The organism is Oerskovia flava (assembly GCF_026163685.1).
Lineage (GTDB): Bacteria > Actinomycetota > Actinomycetes > Actinomycetales > Cellulomonadaceae > Oerskovia_A > Oerskovia_A flava.
In genome coordinates this window covers 842719-862367 of record NZ_JAOXSR010000001.1, presented here as the reverse complement: position 1 = coordinate 862367, position 19649 = coordinate 842719, and the positions used below count along the sequence as shown (strand labels likewise).

The following is a 19649-nucleotide window of genomic DNA, read 5'->3' as shown; positions in this document are numbered from 1 at the left end:
CGACTCATTCCTTGACAGCGCCGGAGAGGATCCCGGCGACGAAGTGGCGTTGCAGGAGGAGGAACACGATCGCCGCGGGGACGATCGACACGGTGGTCCCGGCGAGCAGCTGGCCGTAGTCCGTGGTGCCGATGCCCTTGAGCGCGGCGAGCGCGACGGGAACGGTGTACGAGTCCGGCGAGCGGAGCGCGATGAGCGGCCACACGAAGTCGTTCCACTGCGCGAGGAACAGGTAGATGGCGAGCGCGGCCACGGCGGGCCGCATGGTGGGGAGCACGATCCCGAACAGCAGCCGCACCTCGCCGCACCCGTCGATCCGTCCTGCGGCGAGCAGCTCGTCGGGGACGGCGAGCATCGTCTGACGCATGAGGAAGATGCCGAACGGGAACGCGAGGTTCGGCAGCAGGATCGCCTGGTAGGTGTCGAGCCAGCCGAACCAGAGCATGATCTGGAACAGGGGCACGAGGGTGACCTGCGCGGGGATGACCAGGGTGGCCATGATGAGACCGAAGGCGATTCCCTTGCCCCGGAACTCGAACTTGGCGAACGCGTACCCGGCGAGGGTGCAGACGAACCCGGCCACGACCGTGTACACGGCAGCGATGAGGAACGAGTTGGCGACCGCTCGGCCGAAGCCGCGATCGACGACGAGCGACCGCAGGTTCTCCCAGAAGGCGTCGCCGGGCAGCAGCACGGGTGGCGAGGAGAAGATCTCCGCGGACGTGTGGGTCGAGGCGATCACCATCCAGTACAGGGGCGCGACGACGACCGCCGCCCCGATCGCCATGACGGCGGTGAGGGTCAGGACCTTCGCGGTCGTCCGCGGCCCGCGGTGCTCGCGCAGCGGAGCGGCAGGCGCGGCGGAGACACGGCCCCGCGGTGGTGCGACGGTGGTCATGACCGCCTCCCGAGGAGTCGGAACTGCGCGAAGCTGATGAGGGCGACCAGCAGGGCGAGCGCGTACGCGATCGTCGAGGCGTAGCCGAAGTCGAAGTACCGGAAGCCGTTCTGGTAGAGGTACATGCCGATCGTGAGCGTCGCGTTGTCGGGGCCGCCGTTGGTCAGCACGTAGGGCTCGTCGAAGAGCTGCAGCGTGCCGATCGTCGACAGCACCACCGTCAGGAGGATCGCGGGCCTCAGGCCCGGGAGCGTGATGTGGACGAACCTGCGCCACGGGCCGGCGCCGTCGGTGGACGCGGCCTCGTAGAGCTCCCGGGGGACCGTCTGCAGCTGGGCGAGGTAGATCACCGCGTTGTACCCGGTGTAGTGCCAGGTCAGTGCCAGGATGATGGACACCCTCGCCCACATCGGATCGCCGAGCCACGGCACCGGTTCGATGCCGACGCCGCCGAGGACCCAGTTCACGAGCCCGTACTGGGTGTTGAGCAGCGTGGAGAACAGGATCCCGTAGGCGACCAGCCCCATGACGATCGGCAGGAAGAAGGCCAGCCTGAGCGTCCCGCGCCACCGCAGCAGGGTCGAGTTGAAGCCCACCGCGAGCGCCACCGCGAGGGCGAGCATGATCGGCACCTGGATCAGGAGCACGAGGGCGGTGTTGCCGAGGGCCTTGAAGAACAGCGGGTCCTGCAGGAGCCGGACGTAGTTCTCGGCGCCGGCGAACTCCTGGCGCCCGCCCACGGAGCGGGTGAGGCTCAACCAGAACGAGTAGACGTACGGGTAGAGCTTGAAGGCGACGAAGAGGATCAGCACGGGCGCCAGGAACACGTAGGGTGCCGTGTTCTTCGTGACGATGGTGCGACGCCGCACGGAGAGTGTCGCTGTGGACATCGTTCCTCCCAGGTCAGGACGGCCCGGCAGACGGCGCCGGACGGTCGGTGGTCGGTGCGGTGGACGCGCCACGGCACGGGTGCACCGACGGGTGCACCCGTGCCGGTGGCGTCATCCGCCCGCGATCGACCGTCCGGTCTGGCTGGCGAGCTGCTTCTCCGCGGCCTCCAGCGCGGCCTGCGGGTCTGCACCCGAGAGGAGCACCTGGGTCTGGGCGTCGGTCACGGCCTTCAGTGCCTGGGCGTAGTCGGACGTGAAGTTCGTCGTCGGGAGGTCCTGGCCGAGCTGGTCGACGAAGACCTCGTTGGGCGACTGTCCCCCGAAGTACTCGCTCGGCGTCACGAAGTCCGGCGTCTGCCAGACGGACGTCAGGCCGGGGAAGAGACCCCCCTCCTCGTACATCGCGAGCTGCGACTCCTCCTGCGTGAGGGCGAACTCGACGAACTCCCAGGCGGCCTGCTTGTTCTCGCTGCTCTCCGCGACGGACAGGTAGGTGGCGCCGGTGATGGCGGCGGTCAGACCACCCTCCTCGACGGCCGGCGGGAGCCGCAGCCCCCACTGCCCCGACATGTCGGTGAGGTCCGACTGCAGGACGCCGGCGACCCAGGCGGCAGACGCCACGACGGCGACGTCACCGTTGCTGATGGACTGCATCCACGGGTCCCACGCCTGCGACACGTCGGCGACCACGCCGGCGTCGTTGAGGTCCTTGATGATCGTCATCGCGCGCACGGCCTCGGGGGTGGACAGCGTGATGTCCCCCGACTCGTCGAAGTAGAACTGTCCCTGCTGCTGCAGCAGCTGCTGGAAGAGATTGGCGGCGTCGGCCTGGGTGGCGGACTTGTCGATGCCGAGCAGCGCCTTGCCGGTCGCCTCCTTGACGGCGACCCCGACCTCGACCAGGTCGTCCCAGGTCTCCACGTCCTCGATGTCGGCACCGGCCTCGTCGAGCAGGTCCGTGCGGTAGAAGAACCCGGCCGAGTTGACCTCGAACGGGACCCCGTACACCTGCCCGTCCCGGGCGGCCGAGTTCCACACCCCTTCGGGGAACTTCCCGGCGTGCTCGTCGGCCCCGAGCTCGGACAGGTTCGCCAGGCCGTCGGGGAAGTTCTCGACGTAACCGGCGATGTAGTCGATGCCGACGTTCATCACGTCCGGCAGGCCCTGTCCACCGGCTGCCATCCCGGCGGTCATCTTGTCCCAGATCGCTGGGTTGCCGACGTTCTCCACGGAGACCGTCACGCCGGGGTGCTCCTCCTCGAACGCGGCCGCCGCCACCTGGAGCTCGGTCGTGGGCTTGTCCCAGGACCAGACCGTGACCACCCCTGAGAGCTCGCCGTCCGACGCCGGAGCCGGCGTCGAGGCGGCGCCGCACGCAGCCAGGAGGGTCGATGCCCCGACGACGAACGCGATGGACGCCGCACGACGGGCGGATCCTGATCGCCGGGTAAGCCCCCTGCTGAACGTGCTCCGAGCATCGCCCGCGCTCGTCCGCACGACGACGGGTACTCGTTGGGTGTTCATGCTGCCTCCTCACGGCCGTGGGCGGCTTCGTTACCGGCCCACGATCAAACTCTAGACAGATGCCCACCGGTTTTGCAATAGTGAGTTGCAGGCTTGCAACGTATCGTCGAATCGCGGCAAGCCGTCGCACCACTGCCAGACCCCCGGGACGTCGTCGTCGGACGACTGCACCCACCGTTCGCACTCAAGGAGGAGAGCATGTTCGGTCGACCACACGGCGGCACGACCCCGCCACCCAGAAGCACCCCCGACAAGAGGACCGCGGCCCCCACGGCCCTCTCGATGCTCGTCGTGGCCGCGGTCGCCGCGACGCTGGCCGTGCCGGCACCCGCGCTCGCAGACCCCGGCCAGAAGGACGACCTCGTCCACAACGGCGGCTTCGAGCTCGGCGCCGAGGGCTGGGAGTTCGTGGGCGGCGGGCTCGCCACCAACAACCCGCGCTCGGGCACCGGGCACGCGTACCTGAACGCGGGCGCGTCCAACGAGATCACCCAGGAGCTCGACGTCGTACGACCCGGCGACTACCTGGCCGAGGCATGGATCGCCACGTCGAGGGCGGGCGGCACGTTCGGGGTGCGTGACGACGAGGGAACGGTGCTCGCCACCGTCCCGATCCCCCAGCAGACGGCGTACCGGTCGTACACCCTCCCGCCCGTCGCGCTCGATCCCGACGCGGGAGCCGAGGTCTTCGTGACCGGGTCCACCGGCTGGGTCAACGTCGACGACGTCTCCGTGACACCGGAGCTGCGGACGCTCTACGGCTTCGAGCTCGACGGCCAGCAGGGCCCGGCCCTGCTGGACCAGAACGAGCGCACGGTCGCCGTCCAGCTCCCCTACGAGACCGACGTCACCGGTCTAACCGGCGCCGCCACGATCCCCACCCACGCCACGATCAGCCCGGACCCTGCCGGACCCCGGGACTACTCGGCGCCCGTCGAGTTCACCGTCACCGACGCCGCCGGCAGCACGACGGTCTGGACCGTCACGGTGACGCACGAGGCGAAGACCGTCACCATCGACAGCGACAACAAGACGCTCGTCGACGCGTTCAACTGGTCCAAGTGGCGCGCCCGCGAGCACGTGCAGACCGGTAAGACCGGACCGATCAACGTCAGCGACGGCGGACCGGGCACCACCCAGGTGGACTACATCCCGTCCTACTGGGCGGGGTACGCCCACCGCACCGCGTTCTACTCGCGCGACTTCGTGCACCAGGCCGCCGGCGGCCACCTCCTCGGCCTGGAGGAGGAGAACAAGTCGATGCTGCGTGCGTTCGCCGCCTCGGCCAACGAGGCGCGCAAGTGGTACCCGCTGTGGGCGCTGAACTTCGACGGCAGCCCGTACAGCGTCGACTACCGCAGCGACACCAACTTCGTGCGGGAGGTCCCGGCGGTCTTCGAGCTCGTGCACGAGGCGCACGACCAGTACCTGTGGACCGGCGACACCGACTACCTCGACGACGAGGTGCTGTGGCAGTACTACACCAAGGCGGTCACCGACTTCGTCGAGCTGCACGACACGCAGATCCCCAACGGGGTGGCCGAGGGCACCGGGCGCGGGATCTTCGCCGGCGCCGCCAGCTACAACGAGCGCGGCGACCACGCGGTCATCGAGGCCGGCGACGGCATCGCCTCCCAGTACCGCGGGTTCCTCGCGTACGCGGAGCTCGCCCGCGCCAAGGGCGACGACGCACTGGCGGCGGAGTTCACCACGAAGGCCGACGAGCTGCGCGACTACTTCAACACCGACTGGGGCGTGACCCGCGGGGCGTGGGAGTACGTCAAGGGACGCACCCCGGAAGGAGATCCGGTGACAGGGTTCGGCCGGGAGGCCTCGGTGTTCATCGGGCTCAAGGAGATCGGTGACCCGGACTCGAAGCGCACGGTCGACTTCATCGACTGGCTCGACGAGATGTACGTCGAGGACCGCCCGCCGAACATCGAGGCGACCACCTACGTCCCCGACACGCTCTTCACGTACGGGCGCGACGAGCAGGCCTGGGTCTGGATGAAGGACATCATCTCCAAGCTCCACCTGCCGCACGAGGTCCGCACGCAGGGCTCGAACGGCGACTACCCGGAGACCAGCTACACGCTCGTCTCGCAGACGATCGAGGGCCTGGCCGGCGTCCGGCCGAACGCACCCGAGCACGCCGTGACGGTGCGTTCCCACCTGCCGTCCGAGATCGGCCATCTCGACCTCGACCACATCACGGTCGGCGAGCACGACCTCGGGGTGCGGCACGACGGGCGCACCCGGACGACCGTCACCCACGGCGCAGGACCGCAGCCGCTGACGACGACCGTCCAGTTCGCCGGCGGGTGGCCCAAGATCTCGGTGAACGGCAAGCCCCAGAAGGTCGAGCACGTGCACGTCGCCGGACGTGCCGTCACGCAGGTGACCGTGAACGTCCCCGTGGGAGCCACGGTGACGTTCGAGACCGTCGGCGACGACGACCCGAACCGGTTCGGGGACACGATCCTCACCCACCCGACCGACTTCGAGCTGCTCTCGCCCGCTGACGGGGCCACCGGCGTATCCACCCACCGCACCCGGCTCACCTGGACCCGCTCCGACAACGCGAAGAGCTACGTCGTGCAGGTGGCGCGCGACGCGGGCATGACCGACCTCGTCGCCGAGGAGGAGGTGCGCGGACCGGTCGCCCACATCGACGGGCTCGCCGCCGGACGGACCTACTACTGGGAGGTCACCGCGATCAACCCCACGACCGGTCAGCGGCTCACCGTCCCCGGCGGGGAGCGCCGGTTCCGCACGGAGCCGGCGGCGGTGCCCGACGCCCCGACGGGGGTCGCCGCCTACCGGTCCGACGACCTCGTGGGTGTCGTCTGGTCCGCCGCCGAGTCGGCCGTGACGTCGACCGTGTACCGTGCTGCGGCCGGGACGGACGACTTCGAGGTCCTCGCGACCGACCTCACCGGCACCACGTTCCTCGACCGCAGCGCCGGCGGCGGCACCTACCGGTACCGCGTCACGTCGACGAACGAGCTGGGCGAGGGCCCGGGCACGGCCGTCGAGGAGCAGGACGCACCGGCCGACGGTCCGACCGAGCACCTCAGCGACCGGGAGTGGATCTCGGCCACGTCGGGCTGGCGCACCGTGAACAAGGACCGTGCCGTCTCGGGCAACCCCCTGCGGATCGACGGCACCACCTACACCAAGGGCATCGGCACGCACGCAAACTCGCGCATCGAGTTCGAGCTCGAGCCGGGGGACGCGATCTTCCGGGCGGTCGTCGGCATCGACGACGCCCAGCGCACCTCGCCGAACACGTCGATCGGCTTCCAGGTCTTCGCCGACGACGAGTTGGTGTTCGACAGCGGGGTCATGCGAGCGTCCCCGACGTACTCGCCGCCGCAGGAGGTCCAGGTGCCCGTCCTGGGGGTGCAGCGCCTCGTCCTCGTGGTGCACGACGCCGGTGACGGGAACAACAGCGACCACGCGAACTGGGCGGACGCCCGCGTGGTCACGCTGCCCACGGGCTGAGCGTGGGCGCCGAGGGCCGGACGGTCGTCACCGTCCGGCCCTCGGTCGCGCCTCGGGCCGCGACTCAGTAGGCCGTGCGGTCGGCGTGGGCGCGCCACGCGTCGAACGGCGCGTCCCACCCCGTCCCCTCGACGTGCCGCACGGGCATGTGCCGGTCCTCGGGCGCCGTCGCGAAGTAGTCGTAGAACACGGCGTCGTCGAAACCGGCGCGCGCGGCGTCGTACCGGTCCGCGGCGTAGACGACCGACCCGACGCGGGCCCACAGCGCCGACGACAAGCACATGGGGCACGGCTCGCAGCTCGCGTAGAGCGTGGCGCCGCTCAGGTCGTAGGTCTCGAGGCTCGCGCAGGCCGCGCGGATCGCGGTGACCTCGGCGTGGGCCGTGGGGTCGTTCGTCGCGGTCACCCGGTTCACGCCGTCGAAGACCTGGCCGTCACGCGTGACGAGGACCGCGCCGAACGGCCCGCCCGCGTCCGCCACGTTCGCGACGGCGAGCGCCACCGCCCGTTCGAGATGCTCTGCACGCTCGAGGTGCTCTGGGTGACCGGCGTCCATCCGAACCTCCACGACAGGGGTGGAGGGTCCACCGCGGGGCTCGACGCTAGCAGCGGTCACCCACGGCGACAACGACCGTTGCGCGTCAGGGCTCCACGCCGCACAGTTGTCCCAGCACCCGACGCGAACGAGGAGACGCGTGTGACCGTTCCGCCACCGTCTCCCGCCACGTCCTCCCCCGGACCGCCCCTGCGCATCCAGGTGCGTCCGGTGGCCCCGGCCTTCCGCGCCTTCCTCGCGACCGAGGCCGGTGGCGCGGTCCTGCTGCTCGCGGCGACCGTCCTGGCGCTCGTCTGGGCCAACTCTCCGTGGGCGGCGTCGTACGCTCAGGTGTGGGGGACGACGCTCGGGATGCACCTGGGGACCTGGGAGCTCGACCTCGACCTGCACCACTGGGTCAACGACGGCGCCATGGCGATCTTCTTCCTCGTCATCGGGCTCGAGATCAACCGCGAGCTCACGACGGGCGAGCTGCGCAACCGCCGCCGCGTCGCGGTCCCCGCCCTGGGCGCGCTGGGCGGGCTCGCGGTCCCGGCGCTCGTCTACGTCGCGTTCACCGCGGGCGGCCCTGCCTCGCACGGCTGGGGCATCGTCATGTCGACGGACACGGCGTTCCTCGTGGGCGTCCTCGCGCTCTTCGGCCCGCGCTGCCCCGACCACCTCCGGCTCTTCCTGCTCACCCTCGCCGTGGTCGACGACATCGGCGCCATCACGGTGATGGCCGTGTTCTACACCGACGAGCTCTGGCTGCCGGGGCTCGTCGTCGCCGGCTTCCTCGTCGCCGTGCTCGTCACCCTGCGCTGGCTGGGCGTCTGGCGCCTGGGTCCGTACGTCCTCGTCGGGCTCGCGCTGTGGCTCGCCGTCTACGAGTCCGGGGTGCACGCGACGCTCGCCGGCGTCGCCGTCGGCCTCATCATCCCCGCCCGGCGCTCGCGGCCCGACGAGGTCGACGTCGTCCGCGCCTATGCCCGCAGGCTCCAGCAGGACCCGACGGCGGAGCGCGAGTACCAGACCGAGCTCGCCGCGCGGGCGGCGGTCCCGGCGAGCGAACGCCTGCAGCGGGTGCTGCACCCGTGGAGCGCGTACGTCGTCGTCCCCGTCTTCGGCCTCGCCAACGCCGGGGTGCGCCTCGACGCGGAGTCGCTGCGCACCGCCGCGACGTCCTCCCTGACCCTGGGTGTCGCGGTCGCGCTCGTCGTGGGCAACGCCGTCGGCATCTTCGGCGCGTCGGCCCTCGCGCTGCGCCTCGGCCTCGGCGAGCTGCCGGGGCGGGTGCGCTACAGCCATCTGCTGGGCGGTGCGATGCTCGCGGGCATCGGCTTCACCATCTCGCTGTTCATCGCCGAGCTCGCGTTCGACGACCCCGCGCTCGTGGAGCAGGCCAAGATCGGCATCCTCGCCGGGTCGCTCGTCGCCGCGGTCCTCGGGTCCGTCACCCTGCGGGTCTTCGGCGAGCGCTCGCCCCTGTGCTCCCCGACCGCGGACGGTCCACCCGCCGAGCTCCCCTCCGGCCCCTGGTCGGCACCGGAGCGCTGACGAGACGCGTCAGTCGAGCGCGGACGAGACGGCGGCCTGGAGCCCTTGCGCGGTGACCCGCCCGCGATACCGCTCGCCGTTGACGAAGAGCGTCGGCGTCCCCTCGACACCGGCCGCGAGACCGTCGGCGTAGTCCCGCCGGACCGCGTCCGCGTGCTGCTGGACCGCGTCGCCGACCACGGCGCCGGCGTCCAGGCCGAGCGTCGCGGCGTGCTCCACGAGGTCGTCGTCGGTGAGCCGGTCCTGGTGGGCGAACAGCAGCTGCTGCATCTCCCAGAACTTCCCGGCCGCACCGGCGGCCTCGAGCGCGAGCGCCGCCGTCAGCGCGTGCGGGTGGCTCTCGAACAGCGGGAAGTGCCGGAAGACCAGCCGCACCGTGCCGCCGGAGGTTTCGACGAGCTCGCGCAGCACGGGCACGGCGTCCCGGCAGAAGGGGCACTCCAGGTCACCGAACTCGACGATCGTCACGGGGGCGTCCGAGTCTCCCAGGACGTGCGCGTCGACGGGGACGAGGGCGTCGTGCGCCGTTCCGCTGATCACCCGCCCAGGATCTCGACGGCGGGCGGCCGGCGCAACCGGGCGGGCTCACCGGCCACCGGGCACGAACCGGCGGCGGTCGTCGGCGACGCCCGGTACGGGTTCGACGACGGGTGCCAGGTCGCCCCCGACACCGTCCCTCCACCAGGCGATGTTCACGGCGTGCCGGGCGTAGGCCGGGTCGTTCCCGAGGAGCAGCGCGGACTCCGCGAGCCGCACCGCCTCGACGTAGCCGTCGCCCTCGCGCGGCGGCACCCCCGCGAGGAGGCGGACGTCGCCGCGGAACCGCGGTCGGCGCCGCAGCCGCTTGACGACGTTGAGCAGGCGGAACGGCAGGGACGGGTGCAGCGCGAAGCCGACGGTCTCCTCGTGGCTGAGCTGGGCCTCGACCCGGTCGGTGTGGAAGACCAGTCCGCAGGCCTGCGCCTCGCCGACCATCCAGCGCAGCGCGACGTCGGACAGCGCCCGGCGCGGCGCCCCGCCGCCGACATCGCTGTGCGCGCCGGGGAACCAGACCTGCTTGACGCGGTCCGGACGGGCGGGGTCGTCCTCGACGCTCCAGAGGCTGGGCTCGTAGGTGATCCGGCGCTCGTCGATCGCCAGCGCCTGACGTGCGCAGGCGACGGACCGCCCGAGGCGCACGTCGTGCCACATGCTGCGCCGCCGGGTGAGGCCGGGCACCCCGAGCGCGCCGACGGTGTCGAAGACACCGAGGAACGTGATCTCGACGTCCGCGTACGCGTGCTGCGCACGGAAGGCCGCTCCGCGCTCGGCGCGCGCGGGGGTGCGGTCGGCGTAGATGCGCGCGGCCTCGTCGAGCCTGTCGGTGACGAGCGCCTGCGGGGTGAGCAGCCCGACGACGCCGATCATGCCGACGACGCTGCGCGCGGTGTACGCCCCGCGGGAGAAGCCGATGACGTAGATCTCGTCCCCCGGCTCGTAGGCGAGCGCGAGGTGGCGGTACCCCGCCACGACGTTGCGGCCGAGACCGTAGCCGAACGCCCCGCCGAGGACCCGGTCCACGAGGTAGCCCTGCGTCCCGACCCCGGCAACCGAGAAGACGAGCTGCTGCACGCCGTCGGGCGCGACGCCCGAGACGACCGAGCGCACGATCTTCTCGACGTTGGACACGCTGGGGTTGACCGGCGAGTTCCACGTGCCGTCGCAGCACAGGACCAGACGCTTCATCGCTCCTCCTCGAACGACCCGCACGATGCGCCCCCTTGCCTAGGAGGAGGGCGACTGCCCCGCTGCTGATACGCGCGCTAGCAATCGCTCATCTGAGAGTCCACGGGCGCTCATCTGATACGGTCGAGGAGTTCACCGCAGCCCACCGCGACCCCGAGGATCACGCATGACCACTCTCGACGACGAGACCGTCCACCGGCTCCCGACCGGACTCGACACCCCGACGTACGACCGGTCCGCCCTCACCGCGGGGATCGTCCACCTCGGGGTGGGCGGGTTCCACCGGGCGCACCAGGCGATGTACCTCGACCGGCTCATGCGCGACGGCGCGGCCCAGGACTGGGCGATCTGCGGGGTCGGCGTCATGCCCGGCGACGCGCGCATGCGCGACGTCCTGCGCGCGCAGGACGGCCTGTACACGCTCGTCCTCAAGCACCCCGACGGAGCGCTCGAGGGACGCGTGATCGGCTCGATCGTCGACTACCTGCTGGCGCCCGACGACCCCGAGGCCGTCATCGAGAAGATGGCCTCTCCCGAGATCCGCATCGTGTCGCTCACCGTCACCGAGGGCGGCTACAACGTTCATCACGTCACGGGCGAGTTCGACGCCACGAATCCTGCCGTGCAGGACGACCTGCGCCCGGGCGCCGTCCCGGCCACGACGTTCGGCCTGGTCACCGAGGCGCTGCGGCGCCGACGCGACCGGGGCACCGGCCCGTTCACGGTGATGAGCTGCGACAACATCCAGGGCAACGGCGACGTCGCCCGCACCATGTTCGTCGCGTTCGCCCGCCTGGCGGACCCGGACCTCGCCGACTGGGTCGAGGCTCAGGTCCCGTTCCCCAACTCGATGGTCGACCGCATCACCCCCGTCACCACGGACGCCGACCGCGCCCTGGTCACCGAACGCTTCGGCGTCGAGGACGGCTGGCCCGTGGTCGCCGAACCCTTCACCCAGTGGGTCCTGGAAGACCGCTTCGCGGCCGGTCGGCCGCCGTTCGAGGACGCGGGAGTGCAGGTGGTCGACGACGTCGAGCCGTACGAGCTCATGAAGCTGCGGCTGCTCAACGCCAGCCACCAGGCCCAGTGCTACCTCGGCTACCTCGCCGGCCACCGGTACGCGCACGAGGTCTGCCAGGACCCGTCGTTCGCGACCTTCCTGCGCCGGTACATGGACAGCGAGGCCACGCCGACCCTCTCGGCCGTCCCGGGGATCGACCTCGACGAGTACAAGGCCACCCTCATCGAGCGGTTCTCCAACCCGCACGTCCGCGACACCCTCGCGCGGCTGTGCGCCGAGTCCTCGGACCGGATCCCGAAATGGCTGCTGCCCGTGGTCCGCGAGAACCTCGCGACCGGCGGGCCGGTCGAGTGCTCGGCGGCCGTCGTCGCGAGCTGGGCCCGGTACGCCGAGGGCACGGACGAGCAGGGCGAGCCCATCGAGATCGTGGACCGCCTCGCCGACCGGCTGCGCGCCGCCGCGCTGCGCCAGCGCACCGATCCGCTCGCGTTCCTCGCGGACCGGGAGGTCTTCGGCGACCTCGCCGACGAACCCCGTTTCGTCGAGGCCTACCTCACGGCGCTGACCTCCCTGCACACCCGGGGCGCCGCGGCGACCGTCGAGGACCTGGCCCCCCGGTGACGCCGCTCCCTGGCGGGAGCGACCGGCGGCGGGAGCGGCCTCGGCCCGCCGCCGGTCGGCGGTGAACCCGACCCGTCAGTCGGTGCTGCGCTCCTCGTCGAGGAGCCGCTCGAGGCCCGCGGCCGCCGCCTCGTCGACGACGAGCGTCGTGGCGAAACCGCCGGTGACGGCGGCCCGCAGCCCGCGGGCGGCGTCGGCGCCGTAGCCGACCACCACGACCTCGGGCGTCCGCGCGAGCTGGTCGATCGTCACGCCGACGATGCGCTCGTCGAGAGGTGTGCGCACGGGTGCACCCGCGTCGTCGAACAGCCGCCCCGAGCACTCGGCGACGGCGCCGCCGGCCGCGGCGGCCGCCCGCTCGTCCTCGGTAGCGTGCTCGAACACCGTCGACAAGGAGGGCGCCCACGCCCCGACGGCGACGACCGCGACGTCGAGCGCGTCGGCCCGGCGCAGCGCCTGGGCGATCTCGGGCTGGCGGCTCAGCCCGGCCGCCGTCGCGCCGTCGGCGACGACGAGCGGCGCCCAGACGGGCCACGTGCGCACCCCGGGGATCGACTTGAACCGCTGGATGAGCTCGAGGGAGTTCCCGCTGCCCGCGACCGGCAGCGCCCCGACGAGCTGGACGACGTCGCACGGGGGCAGCGCCTCGATGTACGACGCCGCCACCTCGATGGTCCGCGACCAGGAGATCCCGACGCTCGCGCGCTCCGTGACACGCTCGGCGAGGACACGGGCGAGCTCGCGCGCCACGTGGTCACGCGTGGCCGCGACGTCGGCACCGGTCCGCACGACCGCGACCTCCCGGACGGCGAGCAGGGCGGCGAGCCCGCGGGACCGGTCGCCGTCGAGGTGCCGCGGCCCGTTGATCTCGATCCGCACGACGCCCGTCTCCCGGGCCTGCAGGAGCAGGCGCGCCACCTGGAAGCGCGAGATCCCCCGCGCCTTGGCGATCTCGACCTTGGACTTGTTGTCGAGGTAGTAGTCCGTGCTCACCTCGGTGAGGAGCTGGTCGTGGGCGGCGCCGGCAGAGTCGTTCACGGAGGAGTCGGGCATGGTGGTCCTCGTCTCGGGCACCTCGTCGCGCCGCTGCGCGCGTTCGAGCATGGGGCCTTGCTCAGGTGAGCATATACGACTAGGGTCTCAACAGATGAGCGCAGTGCTGCCTCTCATGTGAGCGCAAGCGGCATCGGCACCGGTTCCCGAGAGCGACCGCCCGCACCAGGTCGCACCGACGTGAGGACAACGATGTTCGGATCAACCGCCGCGCCACCGAGCGCCGCCGAGGACCGCAGCACCCGCGGACCGACGCACACCCCACCCACCCGGCGGCGACGCACGGACCGCCGCCCGGTCCGCCTCGCCGCCGCGGTGTCCACGGTCGGACTGCTCGCGGGCTGCGCCGGCGCCGGCGCCGTGGGCGGGGGCGACGGCCGTGAGCAGATCATCGTCGCGATCGTCTCCAACCCGCAGATGCAGGACGCGATCTCCCTGCAGGACGAGTTCCGCGCCCAGCACCCGGACGTCGACGTGCGGTTCGTCAGCCTCCCCGAGAACGAGGCGCGCGCGAAGATCACGGCATCGGTCGCGACCGGCGGCGGCGAGTTCGACGTCGTCATGATCTCCAACTACGAGACGCCCATGTGGGCCGCCAACGGCTGGATCGAGAACCTCCAGCCCTACGCCGACGCCACCGACGGGTACGACCCCGACGACTTCATCCCCAGCGTCCGCGAGGCGCTCTCGGTCGACGGGGACCTGTACTCCGTCCCCTTCTACGGGGAGTCGTCCTTCCTCGCCTACCGCGAGGACCTGTTCGACGAGGCAGGGCTCGAGATGCCCGAGCGTCCGACGTGGGACGACGTGCGCGGCCTCGCCGCCGAGCTCCACGACCCGGACGCGGACTTCTCCGGGATCTGCCTGCGCGGCCTCGCCGGGTGGGGCGAGGTCATGGCGCCGCTGTCCACCGTCATCAACACCCACGGCGGCAGCTGGTTCGACGAGGGCTGGAACGCGCGGCTCGACTCCCCCGAGGTGCTCGAGGCCGTCGAGACCTACGTCGACACCGTCCAGAGCTACGGCCAGCCGGGCGCGGCGACCTCCGGGTTCGGCGACTGCCTGACCCGGTTCTCCCAGGGCCAGACGGCCATGTGGTACGACGCGACCTCGATGGTCTCGAGCGTCGAGGACCCGTCGTCCTCGACGGTCGCCGGGCAGACCGGGTACGCCCCGGCCCCGGTCGACGAGACCGACGCCGCCGGATGGCTCTACAGCTGGTCGCTCGCCATCCCGACGACGAGCGAGCACAAGGACGCCGCCTGGGACTTCGTGTCGTGGATGACGGACAAGGACTACATCCGGCTCGTCGGGGAGGAGATCGCCTGGGAGCGGGTGCCACCGGGCAGCCGGCTGTCGACGTACGAGATCCCCGAGTACGCCGAGGTCTCGCAGGCCTACGCCGACGCGACGCTCACCGCGATGGGCGAGGCGACCCAGGCGAACACCATGGTCGCGCCGGTCCCGTACCCCGGGATCCAGTTCGTCGGCATCCCGGAGTTCCAGGACCTCGGCACGCGCGTCGGGCAGCAGATGTCCGCGGCGATCGCCGGTCAGCAGACCGTCGCCGAGGCCCTCGAGCAGTCCCAGTCCTACGCCGAGACCGTCGCCGAGACGTACCGGGCCGAGTCCGCGTCCGCGTCCGCGTCTGAGCCCGACGCTGAGCCCGACGCCGCGTCCACCACCGAGTCCACAGACGCCGGAGGCTCCTGATGACCACGCTCACCACCCAGGCCGCGAGCGCGCGCCGCGCGCAGGAGCAGCGGGCGGCGCGGGACAAGCACACCCTGAGCCGCGCCGAGCGCTGGCGTCGCCGGGGCCCCCTGCTGCCGGCGCTGCTCTTCACGATCGCCGTCACGCAGATCCCGTTCCTCGTGACGATCTGGTACTCGCTGCACTCGCGCAACCTGCTGCGCCCCGACTCCGACCTGTTCGTCGGCTTCGCCAACTACGCGGACATCGCCCGCGACTCGACGTTCCGCGGTGCCGCGGTGAACTCGGTCGTCATCACGCTCGGGTGCGTGCTGGTCGCGATGGTCCTGGGCATCGTCCTCGCGCTGCTCCTCGACCGGCCGTTCCGGGGGCGTGGCGTGGCGCGGACCCTGCTCATCACGCCGTTCCTCATCATGCCCGTCGCGAGCTCGGTGCTGTGGTCGATGGCGATGCTCAACCCGACCTATGGCCTGTTCAACTGGACGCTCGGCCTCGTCGGGATCGACCCGGTGGACTGGACGTCGACCTACCCGATCGTCGCGATCCTCATGGCGCTCGTCTGGCAGTGGACGCCTTTTATGATGCTGCTCGTCCTCGCCGGCCTGCAGGCCCAGCCGAAGGACGTCCTCGAGGCCGCGTCGGTCGACGGCGCCGGCCCGTGGCGCACGTTCTCCTGGATCACCATGCCGCACCTGCGCCGCTACGTGGAGCTGGGCGTGCTGCTCGGGATCATCTACGTCGTCAACACGTTCGACCAGATCTACCTCATGACGGCGGGCGGGCCCGGCACGGCGAGCGCCAACCTGCCCTTCTACATCTACCAGCGGGCCTTCCTCGGCTTCGACGTCGGGCAGGCCGCCGCGATGGGTGTGGTCGTCGTGATCGCCACGATCTTCGTCGCGATGGCCGCACTGCGCCTCATCTTCCGCAGCTTCGACGTCAAGGAGCGCTCATGACCACCACCGCACCGGCCCCGACCTCTTCGCGGCCCGGGCCCGCCGCACCCGGCGGTCCGCGGCGGCGGCCGCGCCGCCGGACCACGGGCACGCTCCTGACGGCGCTCACCTGGATCCTCGCCATCGGGTTCTTCTTCCCCGTCGCGTGGATGGCGATGACGGCGTTCAAGCAGGAGAGCCAGGCGTCGTCGAACCCGCCCACGTTCTTCTTCGAGCCCACGCTCGACCAGTTCCGCGCCGTGGTCGGCGAGTCGGGCACCTACGTGGCGAACTCGCTCATCGCCACCGGGGTCTCGACGCTGCTCGTGCTGCTCCTCGGCATCCCGGCCGCCTACGCCCTGTCGATCCGGCCGGTGGAGAAGGTCGGCGACGTCCTGTTCTTCTTCATCTCGACGAAGATGCTGCCGGTCGTGGCCGTCATCGTGCCGATCTACGTCATCGCCGGGCAGCTGAAGGTCCTCGACAACATCTGGACCCTCGTGGTGCTCTACACGGCGATGAACCTGCCGATCGCCGTGTGGATGATGCGCTCGTTCTTCCAGGAGGTGCCGGCCGAGGTCCTCGAGGCGGCGTCGGTCGACGGCGCCGGGCTGCTGCGGACCATGCGGTCCGTCCTGCTGCCGATGGTCGCGCCGGGCATCGCCGCCACCGCGCTCATCTGCGTGATCTTCGCGTGGAACGAGTTCTTCTTCGCGCTCAACCTCACCGCGTCGCAGGCGGCGACCGTCCCGATCTTCATCGTCTCGACGATGACGAGCGAGGGCCTGTTCCTCGCCCGCCTGTGCGCGGCCGCCCTGCTGGCCTCGCTGCCCGTGATCATCGCGGGATGGGTCGCGCAGAAGCAGCTCGTGCGTGGGCTGTCCATGGGCGCGATCAAGTAGGGGCGATCAGTCGTCCGCCGGGCCGGTCACGTCCACCGACGTGACCCGGCCCGGCGTCGACCCGCCGCGCAGCCACCCCACCAGGCGCTCGAGGTCCGCGCGCGGGCCGCGCGCCTGCACGACGACGGTGCCGTCCGCCTCGTTGCGCGCTCCGCCGTCCAGCCCCAGCCGCGCGAGCTCGCGGCCCGTCGTCCAGCGGAAGCCGACGCCCTGGACGTGCCCGTGGACGACGGCGCGCACGTGCGCCACGCTCAGTGGTGCACGTGGGCGGGCGCGCCCGTCGACGACTCGATGTCCGACTCCGCGATCCCGAGCAGCCGGTCCGAGAGTCTGCGCAGCGCGCGACCCACCGCGATCTCGTCCCCGATGGCCGGGACGTCCACGTCCCCGGGGTCCTTGCGCGCCTCGCCGATCGCCCGCAGCCTGTCGGGGGCGTCCGCCACGAGCACGGCCTCGGCCGTCGTCCGCCCGTCGTCCTCGAGCACCGCGACCTGCACCCGCCACACCTTGCTCGAGGTGCTCGGCGCGCTCGGCGTGCCGGAAGCGTCCCGCGCCCCCGGCGTGTGCTCGACATAGCTGTCGGACCCCGGGAAGACGAGGGTCCGCTCGCCCGTGTCCGACCACTCGACGAGGTACGGCGGCGCACCCGCCGGGTCACGCAGCTCGACGACGACCCCGTCCCGGACCGCACCACCGACCACTCCCGAGGCTGTCACGATCCGATCTCCCACGGCTGCCTTCATGATGACGTCTCCTTCGCTCGTCACGCACCGGCTTCCCCACTCCCATCATGCGCGCGCCCGCCCGCGGGCGCACCTGTGCCCGCCAGCACGGCGCGCAGCTCGTCGGGCTCGGTCACCGGCAGTCGGCAGACGAAGGACTCGCACAGGTACGCCCCGACGCCTCGACCGTCGAGCAGGGCGACGCCCTCGGCCGCGAGCCGCACGGCCCCGGCCGGTGTCGCCCGCACCACGAGCGCCCCCGGGTGGTACCAGTCGCGCGCCGCTCCGAGGAGCGCGACGTCTGCGGGCGGCGTCGCGACGAGCGCGAGCTGTCGGTCCGGCTCCGCCAGCGTCAGCCCGAGGCGCAGCACCGCCCCGAACGCGAGCGGCCGCTCGAGCGCGATGCCGGCGACCGCCGCCACGACCGACCCGGCCGCCTCCCGGTACGCGGTCTCCCCCGTGGCAAGGTGCGCGAGCGCCGCGGCCCGGCCGGCCGCCGTCGGGCCGGACGGGTACGCACCCTCCGAGGGGTCGGCGTCCTGGTCCAGCCCCTGCGCCGCGAGCACCGGGTCGCCTCCCTGCGGCGTGCGCAGGCGAACTCCCTCATCGGTCCGCTCGAGGACGCCGGCGGCGAGGCGGAGCCCGGCCCGCAGGTACCGGGAGTCCTCGGCCTCGTCGCCCGGACCGGACGGCAGCAGCCCGCCGAGCACGATCAGGCCTGTCGCGAGCGCGCCGTGGTCCTCGAGGGTCGCGGCGGCGGCCGAGGCCCGGCCGGCGCGTGTGACGCGGACGAGGGTGCCGTCGTCGCGCACGTGCTCGGCGAGGAGCTGGTCCGCCGCACGTCGCGCGGCGTCCAGGAGGTCGGGCCGCCCGAGGTGGTGGCCGGCGCGGGCCAACGCCTCGATCGCGAGCCCGTTCCAGCCCGCCAGGACCTTCTCGTCGAGCGCGGGCGGCGCCTGCCGTTCCCGCTCGGCGGCGGAGAGCCGGTAGTAGCCGCCCTCGACGCGCTGCCCGTCGACGACGCTCTCGCTGTCCTGCGCGCTCGCGAACGCTCCCCCCGGAGTTCGCAGCACACCGGTGAGGAAGTCGCCGATCCCGCCGGCGACCGCCGCCGCCTCCCGCGCGATCGCCGAGCCGGGGTCCTGCGCCCGGGTCAGGACCGCGAGCGTCGTGTACGCCGACAGCAGCTGCGCGTTGTCGTAGAGCATGCGCTCGTAGTGCGGCTCGGACCAGTCCCGACGGGTGGCGTAGCGGAAGAAGCCGCCCTCGACCGGGTCCCGCAGCTCGCCGCGCGCCATCGCGAGCAACGACCGCTCCGCGAGCGCCAGCGCACGGCGCCGGGTCTCGTCGTCGGGCACCGACGCGGCCGCCACGTCGAGCAGCAGCTCGAGGACCGGTGCGGCGGGGAACTTCGGGGCGGTCCCGAACCCGCCGAGCTCGGTGTCCTCCTGATCCTCCAGCGCCTCGACGACGCGGGCGAGCGCCTCGCGGTCCACCGCGCCGGCGTCCCCGCCGGACCCCTCCGGGACGGCCGCACCCGACGCCAGCGCGTCGGCCACCGCACGACCCGTCTCCTCGATCTGGTCCCGACGCTGGGTCCACGCCTCGTCGACCGCGGCCAGCACCTGGGTGAACGACGCCCGACCGCTCACCGGCACGGGCGGGAAGTACGTGCCCGCGTAGAACGGGCGTCCGTCCGGCGTCGTGAAGACGGTGAGCGGCCACCCGAGGTCCCGGGTGAAGGCGCTCGCCGCCGCGAGATAGCTCGCGTCCACGTCCGGGTGCTCCTCCCGGTCGACCTTGACCGCGACGAAGCGCTCGCGGAGGTAGGCGGCGACCTGCTCGTCGGCGAAGCTCTCCCGCGCCATCACGTGGCACCAGTGGCACGTCGCGTAGCCGATCGAGACGAGGACCGGGACGTCACGCCGTCGGGCCTCCGCGAACGCGTCCTCGCCCCACGGGTACCAGTCCACCGGGTTCTGCGCGTGCTGGAGGAGGTACGGGCTGACGGCTCCGGCGAGGCGGTTGCTCATCGAACCACCCTACGGT

Annotated in this window: 16 protein-coding genes; 6 read left to right on the top strand and 10 right to left on the bottom strand. The window is 72.0% G+C overall.

All coding sequences use genetic code 11. The annotated features are described in order from the left end of the window. Positions 1–4: 4 nt before the first annotated feature. From OHL10_RS03785 to OHL10_RS03775, 3 genes are all read right to left on the bottom strand, one after another. On the bottom strand, positions 5–898 hold the full coding sequence (locus OHL10_RS03785; protein ID WP_265520809.1) for a carbohydrate ABC transporter permease: 894 nt from the start codon (positions 896–898) through the stop codon (positions 5–7). Continuing rightward, positions 895–1788: a carbohydrate ABC transporter permease gene (locus OHL10_RS03780; RefSeq protein ID WP_265520808.1), complete on the bottom strand. Its 894-nt coding sequence runs from the start codon at positions 1786–1788 to the stop codon at positions 895–897. The genes OHL10_RS03785 and OHL10_RS03780 overlap by 4 nt, the downstream gene beginning before the upstream one ends. A 111-nt stretch (positions 1789–1899) precedes the next feature. Next, positions 1900–3312 carry an ABC transporter substrate-binding protein gene (locus OHL10_RS03775; RefSeq protein WP_265520807.1) on the bottom strand — a complete coding sequence of 471 codons (1413 nt, stop codon included), beginning with the start codon at positions 3310–3312 and terminating at the stop codon, positions 1900–1902. Positions 3313–3510: 198 nt separating this feature from the next. Here OHL10_RS03775 and OHL10_RS03770 point away from each other — a divergent pair, with 198 nt between their 5' ends. After that, positions 3511–6816, top strand: a complete 3306-nt coding sequence (locus OHL10_RS03770) for an NPCBM/NEW2 domain-containing protein (RefSeq protein WP_265520806.1) — start codon at positions 3511–3513, stop codon at positions 6814–6816. 64 nt (positions 6817–6880) lie between these two features. Here the strand turns inward: OHL10_RS03770 and OHL10_RS03765 are convergent, their stop codons facing one another. Beyond that, entirely contained in the window at positions 6881–7372 is a 492-nt protein-coding gene (locus OHL10_RS03765; protein WP_265520805.1) for a nucleoside deaminase, read from the bottom strand. Between the two features lie 141 nt (positions 7373–7513). On the opposite strand from OHL10_RS03765, the gene nhaA reads away from it, so the two are divergent. Beyond that, entirely contained in the window at positions 7514–8908 is a 1395-nt protein-coding gene (gene nhaA, locus OHL10_RS03760; RefSeq protein WP_265520804.1) for a Na+/H+ antiporter NhaA, read from the top strand. A 9-nt stretch (positions 8909–8917) separates the two neighbouring features. Here the strand turns inward: nhaA and OHL10_RS03755 are convergent, their stop codons facing one another. Together OHL10_RS03755 and OHL10_RS03750 are read right to left on the bottom strand one after the other, a co-directional pair. Next, positions 8918–9448, bottom strand: coding sequence for a DsbA family protein (locus tag OHL10_RS03755; RefSeq protein ID WP_265520803.1), 531 nt, complete (start codon positions 9446–9448; stop codon positions 8918–8920). A gap of 45 nt (positions 9449–9493) precedes the next feature. Beyond that, complete coding sequence (locus OHL10_RS03750) at positions 9494–10633, bottom strand: DUF2235 domain-containing protein (RefSeq protein ID WP_265520802.1); 1140 nt, start codon at positions 10631–10633, stop codon at positions 9494–9496. Positions 10634–10799: 166 nt separating this feature from the next. Between OHL10_RS03750 and OHL10_RS03745 the strand changes: the two genes are divergently transcribed. Continuing rightward, a complete protein-coding gene (locus OHL10_RS03745; protein ID WP_265520801.1) occupies positions 10800–12275 on the top strand; it encodes a mannitol dehydrogenase family protein in 1476 nt (491 codons plus the stop codon). A gap of 75 nt (positions 12276–12350) precedes the next feature. Here OHL10_RS03745 and OHL10_RS03740 read toward each other — a convergent pair whose 3' ends face one another. Continuing rightward, positions 12351–13328, bottom strand: a complete 978-nt coding sequence (locus OHL10_RS03740; RefSeq protein WP_265520800.1) for a sugar-binding transcriptional regulator — start codon at positions 13326–13328, stop codon at positions 12351–12353. Positions 13329–13520: 192 nt separating this feature from the next. On the opposite strand from OHL10_RS03740, the gene OHL10_RS03735 reads away from it, so the two are divergent. Genes OHL10_RS03735 through OHL10_RS03725 form a run of 3 tightly spaced genes read left to right on the top strand, consistent with a single transcriptional unit; the run spans position 13521 to position 16878 of the window. Continuing rightward, positions 13521–15041 carry an ABC transporter substrate-binding protein gene (locus tag OHL10_RS03735; RefSeq protein WP_265520799.1) on the top strand — a complete coding sequence of 507 codons (1521 nt, stop codon included), beginning with the start codon at positions 13521–13523 and terminating at the stop codon, positions 15039–15041. Beyond that, positions 15041–15997 (top strand): carbohydrate ABC transporter permease, encoded by a 957-nt coding sequence (locus OHL10_RS03730; RefSeq protein WP_265520798.1) that lies wholly within the window; start codon positions 15041–15043, stop codon positions 15995–15997. The genes OHL10_RS03735 and OHL10_RS03730 overlap by 1 nt, the downstream gene beginning before the upstream one ends. Beyond that, the gene (locus tag OHL10_RS03725) at positions 15994–16878 is read left to right on the top strand and encodes a carbohydrate ABC transporter permease (RefSeq protein ID WP_265520797.1); all 885 of its coding nucleotides are present in this window, start codon (positions 15994–15996) and stop codon (positions 16876–16878) included. Before OHL10_RS03730 ends, OHL10_RS03725 begins: the two co-directional genes overlap by 4 nt. A gap of 6 nt (positions 16879–16884) precedes the next feature. On the opposite strand, the gene OHL10_RS03720 is transcribed toward OHL10_RS03725, so the two are convergent. The 3 genes from OHL10_RS03720 to OHL10_RS03710 are packed head-to-tail and all read right to left on the bottom strand — an operon-like array spanning position 16885 to position 19633. Further along, positions 16885–17118 (bottom strand): acylphosphatase, encoded by a 234-nt coding sequence (locus OHL10_RS03720; RefSeq protein ID WP_265520796.1) that lies wholly within the window; start codon positions 17116–17118, stop codon positions 16885–16887. 11 nt (positions 17119–17129) lie between these two features. After that, a complete protein-coding gene (locus OHL10_RS03715) occupies positions 17130–17621 on the bottom strand; it encodes a dsRBD fold-containing protein (protein ID WP_265520795.1) in 492 nt (163 codons plus the stop codon). A gap of 20 nt (positions 17622–17641) precedes the next feature. Further along, entirely contained in the window at positions 17642–19633 is a 1992-nt protein-coding gene (locus tag OHL10_RS03710; protein ID WP_265520794.1) for a thioredoxin domain-containing protein, read from the bottom strand. Between the last annotated feature and the right edge of the window lie 16 nt (positions 19634–19649).